Below are 13,610 nucleotides of genomic sequence, written 5' to 3' on the forward strand. Positions count from 1 at the left end.
GCGAAAATTTTGTTGAAAATGGCCACTCAGTTGCCTCATTTAAGAAAATTATAGCAAATTCCAGCTAGATTGATAGTCTAACACGAAATTTCAGGCTATTTTTTGTTATTTTATATCCAATTTTATCAAAAATTGCTACATTATAGTGGAATACTTTAAAGGAGGAAATGAAATGGAAATTTTAATGGAGAAGGTTCGGGAAATCAGTCCAAAGACATTAGCAGTCGTCGGTTATGAAGCAGATGGGAGGTTTTTAACACGTGTGATTGAGTATGAAGAAGCAGATGATTATGAAACGACATTTAGTACACAGCAAGTGATGGATGTTACTTGTAAAGCTTTTGGTATTAGTTTAAAAGGGTTGATTGAAGGAGCAAGAATGTTAAGTAGGATCACGCATAAACCACCAATTGCGATTGATCGGATGAGTGGAATGTACTTTTTTCCAGTGGAATCCCCCTTAAGAAAAGCTTGTACATGGATTGCGCATTCACACGTTCTCGAAATAGAAAAAATAGAGCAGCACTTAACACGAGTCGTTTTTAAAAATGGGCGTGACTTGGTGTTAGAGGTTTCTTATGCTACAATGATCAATCAATTGTACCGTACCGCCCAGTATCGTTACCTACTTAGTAACAAAATAGAGGATATCCTCGAGGCTTCTCAGCATATTGCGGAATCGAAATGGCATAAAAAGAGATAGAAAAGTTTACATGTAGTAAAATCGGAAAGGGGTAGTTAGTCCTTCCGATTTTACTATATCACGGTGCTAACGTCTACAACCCCCCTACAGATCATAGTTTCACTTTATCTTTCTTACTATAGTATGGTAGCTCTCCTCATCATAACCTTTTTCCATCGTATTGTAAGTGTGGATGGAATAATTAGCAAGTGGTAGTTTATTACTTTGTATAATTTCAGCTTTTAAACCGTAATTAATTCTTTTCATCGTTGCTAAATCAAATTCCTCTCCTTCGTAGCTACTCCCTTCTATGCTAATTTGGACATCTGGTAAATACGCCCTCTGCAAACTCTTTTCCCATTTTGGAACATAGCGGTCATATAAAACTTCAAACATCTCTAGGTTGGCAAAATGTCCATTGTTGTAATCCGCTATCAAATTTTTTATTATTTCGTCTTTTTCTTCTCTATCATCAAAATGATAGGAAGTAACAGCATTTACATCTATATGACCAATGGATATTCTGCTGTCGTATTTTTCTAGTTCGAATATTATATCTGAATATTTTTCATTGTACATATGTTGAACCAAATACTTTCCTAATCCGTCTAAACCAGAATGTGAACGTTCTATATCAATATGATCAACTTCGATACTGTCATCGCTTTGTTTTTCCAAAAATACTTGTGCTTTAAAAGAATATACAGGTTTACCTGTGGTCTCTACTGGGATAAGAAGACTGCTGTCATCAGTGAGGGGAATGCCTGGACTTGTATTAAATGCTATCTTATCTGGATCGGGTTTTAATTCAATGTTGTATTTTTCTTTCCCAATACGAATTATTTCTTCTGCTATTTCTTTTTGGTTATCTTCATCATTTTTAAATTCGCGCGCTTCCTTTGATGCACATCCCGTTAAATAATAGAGAATGAGGAAAGACCATAGTATGGTTGTTGTCAGCCGTTTCATTATGTAACCTCTTACCAAATTGTTGATTTTATCTCATAATTATCTATTATATCTCGAATTATCTTATTTTCAAGTGATTGGAAAAACATTGTTGATGAGCTTGAAATAGATACACACTCAGTTGTGATCACAGTGAATTTATATTTGCATGAAGGTGAACCAAGTCAAGAAGTGTTAGATGTGGTTGCTGAAGAAATTGAGTTATCCAAAGATATTCCTCAAGGGATATATCATGTTTATTTGCATGACAATCAAATTGATAAAACACGAGCAAATGGAAGAAAAGAATCTTCCATCTCACTCACGTATCCCAATGAAATGATTAAAAATGACTAGAAATAGTGTTTAAAGTAATAGTAACGGCAACGAACATAAAAATAAAAGTGCAATAGGGAACATTGCTATTCTAAATGGTGTCCATTGCGTGGAGATAAGATCTACCGGATTTTTCGCTGGCGCATAAAGCCAGTTTGCGATTCGTTGTGATAATGATTTTTTCAATGGAATATCTGGTACATCTACTTCAAATTCATCTAATTTTTGTTTTAATTCCTCGGGAATATCGTGTTTATTCATCATCATCAACCTCCAATAGGTCTTTTAGCTTTTTTAATGAACTGTGTAGTCTTGATTTTACTGTCCCAATAGGAATTTGTAAAATAGCAGCAATCTCTTTTTGACTTAAATCATGATAATAAGTAAAAATAATTACAGCTCTTTGTTCAGGTGGTAGCTGTTGTAAGGTAGTGCGAATCGTAATCTTTTCTTCTAGTGATACTGGTTCTTCTTGGTTCTGTTCATATAAAAATGGGAGTAGCTTTTTGAACTTGTTCCGTCTTTTTAGTTTCGTCATCGTTAACTGGTAAGCAATTCTGAATAAAAAAGTGCGAATATGGGACTTAGTGGAGTCATAGTCATTTGCATATTTTTGAAATTTGATAAATGTATCTTGGACAATATCATAGCTTAACGCTTCATCCTGTGTGTAACGGTAGATAAACTGATAAATTTGTTGATGGTAAGTGGTAAATAACTCTTCCACTTGGATATTATCATTTGAAATCATCAGACCACCGCTCTTTAATTCCTTTAAATACATATGCTAATCGCGTAATAAACCAAATGAATGTAATTAAAGAAAAAACAAATGTTTGGTGAAGAAAAAATTGTATCCAATGGTTTTCGATATTTTCTCCGGAAAGCAAGAATACAAATAATCCAGTAATACAGATAAACGTATAAACAGCAGACGCAATAATGGTATAATCCCATCTAGTCCAGTAAAAATAAAGATCTGATTTTTTAAAATCGATATTTCCTAGTCTGTCTTTAACTACTTTTTTGTTCATAGTAGCAATAAGTGTGACAAACAATCCGCCCAAAATAAAAGCAACAATCGTACTGATCAACCAACCTAATTCCATTTTATCATCTCCTTCATTTACTTATACCATGAACGGAGATGAAAAGTTCATTATTTTTTTAAAAAAATTACAGCTTTACTTCTTCTTTGGAGGAAGACGTTGACTCATAAGCATGTGCAAGTAATTCCTCTAAAATCAGTTCGACTTTTTTACGAATAGCTGGATTAAAGTAATTCCGTTTTTCCTCTTTTCCTTTGCAGAGGAATAGGTAAGATGTGAACGAATCATTTTTTTCTGCTGCAACGACTTTAATTTTCTCCTGATACATTTGTTTGCGCAATTTTCTTCGTTCTTCGGTTGCGTTTTTTTCCATCTTTTCCAACAGCGCAATATATGGTTCATTTATCTTAAAAGGGGATAGTTGGTTCATTTTTTGTAAATCATGTTTAATAACCTTTAAGGCCATTGATAAAAATAGAAAACGTGATGCTAATTTCCATTCTTGTTCGTTTAAATATCTCATTTTCCATTTCCACCTCCAAGGGAACGTTTGTTCTATTGTATACCCGAACCTCTAAAAAATGCAACAAAATTGTAAAAAAACTAAAAAGAAAATCAAGGATTTAAGTGAAAAATTAGGAAAACAACCAAAAAAATATTAAAATGAAACTAACTCATTTTTTTGGTCAGGTGAAGGAGTTAAACAAGATATGATTACATATAATATAAGTAATTTAGATAAAATTGATGTGGAAGAAATTAAAGAACTAGTTGAAGCAAATGAATTAGGACAGTTAGTAAACTTCTTATTGCAAAGCTATGAAAGCTTAGGTCCTCTTCCTGGCTTCTTACTTCCTTTTATTGAAGCTTTTCTTCCCTTTTTGCCGGTTATCGTATTTGTGATGACGAATGCGGCGGCATATGGGTTATTAGAAGGATTTATTTTGTCATGGACAGGAGCCAGTTCAGGAGCAATAGCAGTATTTATGTTGGTTCGTCGTTTCAAACATATTCGGCTATTGCAATGGATTAGCAGGAATAAACAAGTAAAAAAGGTAACCAACTGGTTGGAACGTCATGGGTTTGGACCATTATTTCTTTTACTTTGTTTTCCTTTTTCCCCTTCTGCGGTGATTAATTTAGTAGCTGCTATCTCAGGAGTAGGCTTTTACCAATTTGTATTGGCAGTATTATTAGGAAAAGGTGTCATGATCCTAACCTTGTCCTTCATTGGAGATAGTATTGTCTCCTTTGCACAAAATCCTGTTAAAACCATAGTATTAGCAATAGGAATCTCTATTCTCTGGATCATAGGTAAATATATAGAGCAACGCCTGCAAAAAAGAGCTAAGGAAAAAAGTGGAGGTAAAAAGGGTTAGAATCTTCCAAAAGGGGGTAAATTAGTTAATAAAGAGAGTCTCTTTGGAGTGAAGGATTATGGATAAGAAGCGTATTTGGTCAATTGTGCGAATTGTTGTTATTGCATTGGTGTTGGCTTTGTTTTTCCGATCTTATTTATTTGCAAGTTATGTTGTAAATGGTAAATCGATGGAACCAACACTGCATGATGGAAATTTACTAATGGTCAATAAAATAGTATATGATTTAAAGGATATTAACCGTTTTGATGTCATTGTTTTTCACGCGAATGATAAGGAGGATTATGTAAAAAGAGTGATCGGAAAACCTGGTGATCATATTGTTTATCAAGATGACATGTTATATATCAATGGAGAGGCAATTGATGAACCATATCTGGATCCATATCGAAAACCGAATGAAGTACTCACAGAAGATTTTACTTTAGAAGAAATAACCAGTGAAGAAGTCGTGCCAGATGGAAAATTGTTTGTATTAGGTGACAACCGGACAAAAAGCTATGACAGCAGAGCGATTGGTTTCGTGGAAGAAGAAACAGTGGTAGGAAAAGTAGATATTCGTTATTGGCCGATGTCAGAGCTTAACTTTCAATTTATAAACTAAATAAAGGTAAGCGCTTTAATTAAGAGCCCAATCCATAAATGTTTTTAATGGATCGGGCTTTTTTATGGGATTTTATGGTACAATATAGTGGAGATAAAAAGGGGAAATCGCAAATAGGAAGGAGATGTAGCAATGATCTCTGAATTAAAAATGAGTGATTTTAATAGATGTCAGCATTTGATAAACAAAGATGGGCATATGGAAGTGGAAGCTGTCATTCTGGGCAATAATCCAGGGCGTATCTTTGTAGACAACCCAGAATCTCCGGATGCTGCATTTATGTGGCTTGGGAATAATGATGGATTTTTTTTATTAGGCAATGAGAAAAACGTGGTGTTTAGAAAACAATTAGACCACTTCATAGAGAAAAATATTTTCCCCGAAGCAAAAATGCAAGGCTTGAATGATCTAGAAATAATAGCACACCATCCGGAATGGAACCCTGTGATAGAAACCATATTTAAGCAAAGAAATTTAGAGAATTGGAATCAGCGAGTATACCAACTTTCACAAACGAATTATATAGCAGAAAAAGAGCCAATTTTGAATCGCCAATATCAAATGACAAAAATCAATAAAGCACTCTATGAAAATAATACTATAGAAAATATTGAATTCTTACATACCAATATTATAGAGTTTTGGGCTTCAACTCAACATTTTTTTGACAAAGGTATTGGTTATTGTATTGTTTATGATCATCAGATCGTCAGTATTTGTTTTTCTGGTTTTGTTGCTGAAAAACAACAGTGCATAAATATCGAAACAGTAGAAGAGTATCGAGGCAAAATGTTAGCACAAAAGGCTGCTCATCTGTTTGTGCAAGAATGTTTCGAGAAAAATGAAATACCATATTGGGATTGCATGGTAGAGAATAGTCCATCTGTTGCGGTTGCTGAGAAGTTAGGATTTACTAAAAAATTTGAATATAAAGGGTATCAATTTCCGATTGGATAAAAAGAGAGGTGCAAGATGACAACTATCTATAAGAGTAAAGAAGGTAAACGAGTCATAACTGAAAAATACGAAAAGTATTTGGACAATCTTGCTTTCGATGTGGAACGGGAATATGTGGATACAAGCTTTGGCACAACCCATATACTTGTAGCTGGTCCAGAAGGTGCTCAGCCTGTTATTATTCTTCAAGGTGGTAACTGTATTAATCCCATGACGCTTTCATGGTTTTCTCCATTAGCAGAGCAATACCGAATTTATGCACCAGATACAATTGGTCATCCAGGATTTAGTGCTGAAAATAGAGTATCTGCAAAGGATCAGAGTTTTGCCCGTTGGATTGAGGAATTAATGAATCACTATCAGATATCCAAAAGTGCATTTATTGGCCCGTCTTACGGTGGTGGGATTATACTAAGATTAGCTACTTTTATGCCTGAAAAGATAGCATCTGCTATTTTAGTTGCACCGGCTGGTTTAAAACTCGGTTCTAAATGGCACATGATAAGAGATATATTGTACCCGCTTATTTGTTTTCATATCACTTCATCTAAAAAGCATCTCCACAAAATGACCAATGTTATGTCAGAAAACAGCATGAAAAAAATCGATGTAGAATTGATAGGTGATGTGATGAAATACGTAAAGCTAGAACAAAACATGCCAAAGTTAACAGAAAAGGAAGAGTTAGTAAACTATAATGCTCCTACCTTAGTTATAGCTGGGACAAAGGATGTCTACTTTCCCGAAAGTAAAATACGTCAAACAGCAGAAGAGATTATTCCTAATCTGGTGGCATTTAAAAGTTATGAAATGGGACATTTTCCTTCAGAAGCATATCTAATGAAAATGAATCAGCAAATCGGGAAGTTTCTTGAGAAATATTATGAAGAGTACGATTTAGTACAAAGTTCTATCTATTAAGCTATTTTGTTTTCATGGATGTGGGAAACAAGAGTCTTCCAAGCTAATTTAACGTACGGTGTCAATCATCTGTAAAACAATATCGAGTAAATCAAAGAAGGTAAGCGTAGGTCAAAATCAACCATTGATGGAAGTCTCACTTTATATTTGATACTGGAAAGAGTGGAGAAAAATATGGCACAACACACAGTTGGTATTTTACTATTTAATCAAGTGGAAGTATTGGATTTTGCAGGGCCATTTGAAGTTTTTTCATTAACATCAAAATTAGAAACGAAGCTTTTTAATGTTATAACTATTTCAGAAGATGGAGAGATGATTAAAGCAAGACATGGTTTGAAGGTGATCCCGGATTATAATTTTCATAATCATCCTGCATTAGATATTTTGGTTGTTCCAGGAGGGTATGGAGCAGAAGAAATTGAAATAAATAATTCTAGCCTGATTGATTGGATTAAACAACAATATTCACAAGTTGAATATATGACATCGATATGTACAGGAGCATTACTCTTAGCTAAAGCAGGATTATTAAATGGGAAAAAGGCAACGACACATTGGATGGATCAAGATAGATTGGAAAAGGAGTTTCCATTGGTAGCTGTTCAGCGCAATGTAAAGTTTATAGATGAGGGTAAGGTTATTACTTCTGGAGGGATCTCAGCAGGGATTAATATGTCTTTTCACCTTATCTCTCGTATTTATGGAAGAGAAGTTGCAGCAGAAACTGCGAAGAGGATGGAATATGATAGCTTTTCCCAAGATAGATCTTAGTAATTCGTTGCTCATACTTTCATTAATTCATATAAAATCTCCTGATAGTAGATTCACAACTATCAGGAGATTGTTTATAAGGAAAGAAAGTATAAAAATTGGATGCCTGTCTAGCTCCGAGCGCCCAGAAACTAGGCGACTTCACGAATCGCCCTACGATAAGTCATCATCGGTTCGTAAACTCACCGTGATTCCTTTATCTCAGTTGATGCCCTCCAGTCGCTACGTTTCTAAACGGGCGCTCTGCGCTTTTCTTATTTCTCGATCTGTTCTTCTGCCGATTCCTCTGTTTCCGGACTTAACTCTTCTTCGATTTCTTCAGGTGCTTCATTTCCACTTGGGCTGTCAAAGGATCCAGGATCAGCGTCTTTATTATTGCTTACGCGAATTTCTACGGTGTAGTCCATGGAAACAAAGGCATTAAAGTTGCTCATCCCGACAACTGTACCCTTCACTTCAGGTGCATCGACATATTTAACAATGTAGGAGATATCTGCTCCTTTGGATTGATAATCCTCATAGAACAAACGTGGTAAATCTCCTTCTAATTGTCCGCGGTAATCTCTTAAATATGGTTTGCCCTCTGAGTAAGTGACAGTCATACTTTTATTATCTTGATCGGTTAATTCTGTTCCTGGTTCAATAGACTGGGCGATTAAATTTCCGTACTTTACTTTATTATGGAATCGTTGTCTCACTGTTACGGATAGACCTTCATAGCTTGCCGCCTCTTCCATGGAGAGAGACGCAAAATTTGGTACTTCAACAGATTTTCCAAGTGAAATCGTGACTTCCATTTCGTCCTTTTTGGCAATCATTGTTTCTGGATCAATATTTTGTTTACTAACTAATCCAGCTTCAATGTCATTGGATGCTTCTTCTTTGTAGGTGATTTCAATTTCATTGGTATCGGCCCATTGCTTTACTTCTTCTTTACCTTTATTAACAAAATCAGGAACTTCTATATCTTTTTCAAAGACTTCTTCCCCTTTTGAGAAATATACACTTGCATTATCTTGGCGACGATACTCTTCTTCACTTATTTCTTCATCCCGCATCACAAAGCGGGTGAATTCTCCTTCTTCCACCTCATCACTGAATTCCGTAACAATTTGTAAGTTTTCTGCTTTGTTTTCTTCCTTCCAAGCTTCGACTTCGCTCCTAGTCATTTCGGAAAATTCAGGTAATTCGATATGCTCTTCTGGGTCTGCACCAATACTACTTGTTAGAGTAATCGTTGATCCTTTTTTAACCTTTTTTCCTTGTGCTATGCCTTGTTCGATGATTTGATTGGCATCATATTCCATACTGTATTCCTGTGTTAGTTCTATCTCCATATCGTTCTCATCTGCCCATGCTCTTGCATCGGCAACTGGCCCGCCAACAAAGTCCTCCATATCGACATAGCGAATGCTGTAGTATATGAAGGCAATTAACAATAATGCAAGAATTCCAAGAGCAATATAAATGATTAATTTCTTGCGTTTCTTCCATTGGTAATCTGGATCGATTTCAATATGTTCATGGTTGTCACGCGGAGGTTTTCTCACGCTTTTTTGCTCAGTAGGAAACGATTCTTCCTTAGGCTGCTCTTGGTCCGGTTTCTCATTACTGGTTGGTGGCTCCTTTTTTTCTTTAGGCAGTTTATCGTAATTATCTTTGTCAAAATTAGAAAGAAAATCACTCATTGGTATTCAAGACGCCTTTCTTTAAATAAAATGTTTGATCAGACTGTTCCGCAATATCATTGGAGTGCGTAACCATAATCACACACTTTTCATGCTCATGTGCCAATTTCTTGAAAATATCGATGATTTCCTGTTCCATTTCTTCATCTAAATTTCCGGTAGGTTCATCAGCAAGAATCAGTTCAACGTTAGTAGATAGCGCCCGTGCAATTGCCACACGCTGCTGCTCTCCACCTGATAGTTTATTAACCGTACGATTTGCTTTATCTTGGGAAATGCCAATATAATCTAACAAATTATATGCAACAGTTTTGTGATTATCGGGTAACTCATTTTCGGTAATGGACATAGAAATCAATACATTTTCAACAGCGGTAAAGGTAGGAATCAAGTTATAGCTTTGGAAAATAATACCGACCTTATTTCTACGGTAATTATCGTGTCCGATTTCTAGAATATTTTTTCCGTCGAAAACAACTTCTCCGTTGTGTGGCGTATCCATAGCACTAAGTAAGGACAACAGAGTCGTTTTGCCAGAACCAGATTGTCCTAATATCGTATAAAATTTCCCTTTGTCAAAGGAAACATTAGTATTTTTCAAGACAAAGCGACGACTTTCACCGTCTTGATAGTAATAATTTAAATCTTTTGCTTCTAATATCATATATTTTAACCTCCTCTTACATCATAATTTTTTTAGGGTTTAATCGAATAATATAAATTAAAGGAATCACCGTGGATAGTAAAATTGTGATAATTCCCACGGCATAAAATAGCAAAATAAAATCTCCTGTTAAGTTCACTTCATAAGCGTCGATTACATCTTCTGTTGTTAGATCTGTTTGCATTTCTGTGTAATAGATTTCTTCTTCACTTTGATTATTGTCATTATCAATCAAAGAATCAGAAACGGTTTGCGCTAATAGATTTCCAGTAAATAAAGATAGTGTCATCCCAATAATGGAAATAATCAATACTTCTGTAATGATTTGCCCTACCACTCGCATGCGCGATTCACCAAGTGATAAGTAAATACCTAACTCGCGCTTCCGATCTCTAAGGAACAGCAAAACAACTAACCCAATAATAAGAATAGTCGTGATGACGGAAGCGATTAAAACATATTTGGATAAGTTAGACATGGATTCAATTGGTGAAGCAATTGAATCATACGAATCACTTGCATGACGAACAATAAATAGGTCTGGTAGTAATGGGCTTACTTCTTCTTCAAAAGCTTCTGCATCCTCTGGTTCATTTAAGACAAAGAAGGGTACATAATAATCTTCATATTCTGGCATGTCGCCAACCGAGAATTCCATTTCTTGTGAAACAAGTTCATTGGCTACATAGATCGTATTTTGAAAATCCATATCCATGTAATCGAATTCTTCAGGATTTTCGGTATCACTATTCACGGTTTTAGGTTCAAAAATACCAATCACTTCTAGTGGTACGTCTCGAGAATCTAAAACTTCTTCTTCGCCGGATTCACTATATTCATATATTTCGTTCGATAAGGAAAAGGTATCTCCAACCTGAAGATTATTTAAATCTGCTAGTTTCTTAGAAATAATTGCTACAGGCGTTCCGTTTTCAATTTCTTCATCTGTGAAGACACGTCCATCGACAAGTTCACTTTTACCTTCTTCAATATCAAGTAGTGGGGCATAATTTACTCCTTTTAGTTGAAATTGAGGCCCCATTCCTTCCATTTCGACTTCTCCTTCTGCTTCTTCCATCATCGGATTATAGCTTTCGATTTCCTCAGAAGCTAAGAAGGCTGTTGTATTATAATCATAGTATTTAACATAAGGAAGTTCACCAATTTGATTAATTAAGTCCTCGCCTAAATTTGGAATCTCTAAATTCATCATTTCTGATTCTTCCATACTATCAAGTGCTTCATAATCTAATTCGAGTGTTGCACCTGTTCCGAGTCGTTCTTTAATAGATTCTTCGACATTAGCTGTCGCCTGTGAAATGGAGATGGCTCCTGCTATCACGTTTCCTAAAATAAAAAGGACAGCAAGTAAAATTAGAGATTTTCCTTTTCTTCTAGTAATACTTAATAAACCACGCTTAAAAAAATTCATTTCGTTCCCCCTGTTCTTGTTTCTTATTTAATGAAATGGTTGAGTCATGATGAAGATTTATCTTGGTGATTTTTGCACATAATACCTCCATTAATGTTAGACGAATTCTTACTGTAAAAAGTTTCATATAATAGCAAATTTTTATGTGTTGTTAGGATAAAAAGAGGAAGGGGATGGCAAAAAACGATACGAAAAACCTACATTTGTGCATTTTTCTACAAATATTTCTATTACTATTCAACTATTCTAGCCTTATTCATATTTCAATAGTTAGGTTTCCAATTAATGGAGATGATGGTATACTAAGTTTGTTAAAGGCAATGGAATACTCGTGAGAGACTAGATAATAAAAAGGTTGAAGGACAATGACATGGAAAGAAGAAATACAAATAGCTAGAAAAATAGTGGTCGCATTTTTGAAGGAGGAATTGAAATGATTCTAGGATTACATCATGCACAAATTACGATTCCAAAAGGTGCAGAAGAAGAAGGGAAAAACTTTTATTGTAGTGTACTAGGTTTACCTGAAGTTGAAAAGCCTGATGCCTTAAAAGGCCGTGGAGGATTCTGGTTAAAAGTTGGTGATAGGGATGTACATGTAGGAACGGAAGATGGTGTGGACAGAACTAAAACCAAAGCACATTTAGCTTACCAAGTGGAAGATATTGATTATTGGCGAGAGGTTTTGGAACAGCATCATATTGAAATATTTGATTCCGTACCAATTCCAAATTTCAAACGTTTTGAATTTAGAGATCCCTTTGGTAATCGGGTAGAAATGATACAAGAATCATAATGTGAATGTGTTTTTTAGAGGAGAAAGAAATGACAAAACCAACTGTTATTATTAGTGATTATAACGCTAAATGGGCAGAAAAGTTTACTAAAGAGAGAAATAGAATTATAGATGTCTTAGGTGATAAAGTTGTTGCAATTGAGCACATAGGAAGCACTTCTGTAAAAGGATTAGCAGCAAAACCAATCATCGACATTCTAGTAGGTATACAAAACTTAGATGAAGTAGATCAATTGGTGAATCCTTTGAAGGAAATTGAGTATGAGTATGTTCTTAAACCAGAGCTTAAAGATAGAAAATTTTTTAGAAAGGGCGAGTGGGGAAAGGGCACTTCCCATTTACATGTCTGTGAATATGATAGTAGGGAATGGATTGAAAAGCTATTATTCCGAGATTATCTTAGATTACACCCGGAAGCAGTTCAAGAATATGAGGTCTTAAAGAAAAGTCTTGCTTTGGAATATAAGTATGATCGACAAACATATACAAGCCAAAAAGAACCTTTTATTAAAAATATTGTGGAAAGAGCAAAAAAGGAGAAATAATGCTTCCGCGAGCAGGAATCATTGGAGGGAGATACGGTTATTGTTCCTGGAGAATTTTAATTGTATCACATAGATAATATTTTATAAGATTTTTCAGAAGTGGAGTGCATTTGATGGTAAAATACGTTATTTTTGATTTTGATGGGACGCTAGCCGATTCCCGAAGAGCACTTTTGAAAAGTTGGAATACGCTAGCAAAGCAGTATTATTTTAGAGAAATAAACTTAAATGAAATGGAAAAAATGAAGAAGCTGTCTATCAAGGAAAGAGGTAGGTATTTGCAGTTTCCGATGTTTAAAATGCCAATCGTGTTGCCTAAGTTTTATCAATTATATCGAGAATCCATAAATGAAGTGAAGCTATTTGAAGGTATTGCTGAAATGTTAGCTGAACTAGAGAGGAAAGGCTATAAGGCTATTATTATATCATCTAATTCAAAAGAAAATATTATGACATTTTTAAAAAGTAACAAGTTAACGAGTATAACAAACGTTATCTGTTCAAGCAGCATATTTGGGAAAGATAAGTTAATCCACAGATTTCTAAGGGGAAATAACTTGGAGCCAGCAGAAGTAATTTATGTAGGAGACGAAAAACGAGATATTCTTGCTTGTAAAAAAACTGGTGTTAAAATAATTTGGGTTAGCTGGGGATATGACACTTTTGAAGTGGTGAAAAAAATGAAACCTGATTTTCGCGTAAACACTCCAGCTGAGATATTGAAAGTGATTTAAAAAGAAAAGCAGTTATAAATCAATATAAATACTCCTATGTTGAAGTACTCCGTGCAAGTCGATGTTGATTCTAGGATGTGATAAAAAGAAAGGGAATTATT

At 35.0% G+C, this 13,610-nt stretch carries 18 protein-coding genes; 10 read left to right on the top strand and 8 right to left on the bottom strand.

The genetic code is table 11. The annotated features are described in order from the left end of the window. The first annotated feature begins 172 nt into the window (after positions 1-172). Positions 173-703: a competence protein ComK gene (locus J5J03_RS14340; RefSeq protein ID WP_208590432.1), complete on the top strand. Its 531-nt coding sequence runs from the start codon at positions 173-175 to the stop codon at positions 701-703. Positions 704-802: 99 nt separating this feature from the next. Here the strand turns inward: J5J03_RS14340 and J5J03_RS14345 are convergent, their stop codons facing one another. After that, positions 803-1,651, bottom strand: a complete 849-nt coding sequence (locus J5J03_RS14345) for a hypothetical protein (protein WP_208590434.1) — start codon at positions 1,649-1,651, stop codon at positions 803-805. Between the two features lie 132 nt (positions 1,652-1,783). On the opposite strand from J5J03_RS14345, the gene J5J03_RS14350 reads away from it, so the two are divergent. Beyond that, entirely contained in the window at positions 1,784-1,987 is a 204-nt protein-coding gene (locus tag J5J03_RS14350; RefSeq protein WP_208590436.1) for a hypothetical protein, read from the top strand. Positions 1,988-1,996: 9 nt separating this feature from the next. Here J5J03_RS14350 and J5J03_RS14355 read toward each other — a convergent pair whose 3' ends face one another. The 4 genes from J5J03_RS14355 to J5J03_RS14370 all read right to left on the bottom strand — a co-directional run bounded on the left by J5J03_RS14355 (position 1,997) and on the right by J5J03_RS14370 (position 3,538). Further along, complete coding sequence (locus tag J5J03_RS14355) at positions 1,997-2,230, bottom strand: hypothetical protein (RefSeq protein ID WP_208590438.1); 234 nt, start codon at positions 2,228-2,230, stop codon at positions 1,997-1,999. Beyond that, positions 2,220-2,717, bottom strand: coding sequence for an RNA polymerase sigma factor (locus tag J5J03_RS14360; RefSeq protein WP_208590440.1), 498 nt, complete (start codon positions 2,715-2,717; stop codon positions 2,220-2,222). Before J5J03_RS14360 ends, J5J03_RS14355 begins: the two co-directional genes overlap by 11 nt. Next, positions 2,704-3,075: a hypothetical protein gene (locus J5J03_RS14365; protein WP_208590442.1), complete on the bottom strand. Its 372-nt coding sequence runs from the start codon at positions 3,073-3,075 to the stop codon at positions 2,704-2,706. Before J5J03_RS14365 ends, J5J03_RS14360 begins: the two co-directional genes overlap by 14 nt. Positions 3,076-3,142: 67 nt before the next feature. Continuing rightward, positions 3,143-3,538 carry a hypothetical protein gene (locus tag J5J03_RS14370; protein ID WP_153833921.1) on the bottom strand — a complete coding sequence of 132 codons (396 nt, stop codon included), beginning with the start codon at positions 3,536-3,538 and terminating at the stop codon, positions 3,143-3,145. 187 nt (positions 3,539-3,725) lie between these two features. On the opposite strand from J5J03_RS14370, the gene J5J03_RS14375 reads away from it, so the two are divergent. The 5 genes from J5J03_RS14375 (at position 3,726) to J5J03_RS14395 (ending at position 7,650) form a co-directional block, all read left to right on the top strand. Next, positions 3,726-4,394: a TVP38/TMEM64 family protein gene (locus J5J03_RS14375; protein ID WP_208590445.1), complete on the top strand. Its 669-nt coding sequence runs from the start codon at positions 3,726-3,728 to the stop codon at positions 4,392-4,394. 58 nt (positions 4,395-4,452) lie between these two features. Next, positions 4,453-4,998, top strand: coding sequence for a signal peptidase I (lepB, locus tag J5J03_RS14380; RefSeq protein WP_208590447.1), 546 nt, complete (start codon positions 4,453-4,455; stop codon positions 4,996-4,998). Positions 4,999-5,130: 132 nt separating this feature from the next. Then, on the top strand, positions 5,131-5,955 hold the full coding sequence (locus J5J03_RS14385) for a GNAT family N-acetyltransferase (RefSeq protein WP_208590448.1): 825 nt from the start codon (positions 5,131-5,133) through the stop codon (positions 5,953-5,955). Between the two features lie 15 nt (positions 5,956-5,970). After that, complete coding sequence (locus J5J03_RS14390) at positions 5,971-6,876, top strand: alpha/beta fold hydrolase (RefSeq protein WP_208590449.1); 906 nt, start codon at positions 5,971-5,973, stop codon at positions 6,874-6,876. Between the two features lie 174 nt (positions 6,877-7,050). Then, a complete protein-coding gene (locus J5J03_RS14395) occupies positions 7,051-7,650 on the top strand; it encodes a DJ-1/PfpI family protein (RefSeq protein WP_208590450.1) in 600 nt (199 codons plus the stop codon). Between the two features lie 254 nt (positions 7,651-7,904). On the opposite strand, the gene J5J03_RS14400 is transcribed toward J5J03_RS14395, so the two are convergent. From J5J03_RS14400 to J5J03_RS14410, 3 genes are read right to left on the bottom strand one after another with little or no spacing between them, the layout of a single operon-like run. After that, positions 7,905-9,338, bottom strand: coding sequence for a PASTA domain-containing protein (locus J5J03_RS14400; protein ID WP_208590451.1), 1,434 nt, complete (start codon positions 9,336-9,338; stop codon positions 7,905-7,907). After that, positions 9,331-10,002: an ABC transporter ATP-binding protein gene (locus tag J5J03_RS14405; RefSeq protein WP_208590452.1), complete on the bottom strand. Its 672-nt coding sequence runs from the start codon at positions 10,000-10,002 to the stop codon at positions 9,331-9,333. Before J5J03_RS14405 ends, J5J03_RS14400 begins: the two co-directional genes overlap by 8 nt. Before the next feature lie 16 nt (positions 10,003-10,018). Then, the gene (locus J5J03_RS14410; protein WP_208590453.1) at positions 10,019-11,434 is read right to left on the bottom strand and encodes an ABC transporter permease; all 1,416 of its coding nucleotides are present in this window, start codon (positions 11,432-11,434) and stop codon (positions 10,019-10,021) included. A gap of 433 nt (positions 11,435-11,867) precedes the next feature. Here J5J03_RS14410 and J5J03_RS14415 point away from each other — a divergent pair, with 433 nt between their 5' ends. The 3 genes from J5J03_RS14415 (at position 11,868) to J5J03_RS14425 (ending at position 13,509) form a co-directional block, all read left to right on the top strand. Continuing rightward, entirely contained in the window at positions 11,868-12,230 is a 363-nt protein-coding gene (locus tag J5J03_RS14415) for a VOC family protein (protein ID WP_208590454.1), read from the top strand. A gap of 29 nt (positions 12,231-12,259) precedes the next feature. Beyond that, positions 12,260-12,775 carry a GrpB family protein gene (locus J5J03_RS14420; protein WP_208590455.1) on the top strand — a complete coding sequence of 172 codons (516 nt, stop codon included), beginning with the start codon at positions 12,260-12,262 and terminating at the stop codon, positions 12,773-12,775. A 113-nt stretch (positions 12,776-12,888) separates the two neighbouring features. Continuing rightward, positions 12,889-13,509, top strand: coding sequence for an HAD-IA family hydrolase (locus J5J03_RS14425; RefSeq protein WP_208590456.1), 621 nt, complete (start codon positions 12,889-12,891; stop codon positions 13,507-13,509). The last annotated feature ends 101 nt before the right edge of the window (positions 13,510-13,610 follow it).

The sequence above is a fragment of the Gracilibacillus suaedae genome, from assembly GCF_017599345.1.
Taxonomy (GTDB): domain Bacteria; phylum Bacillota; class Bacilli; order Bacillales; family Amphibacillaceae; genus Gracilibacillus; species Gracilibacillus suaedae.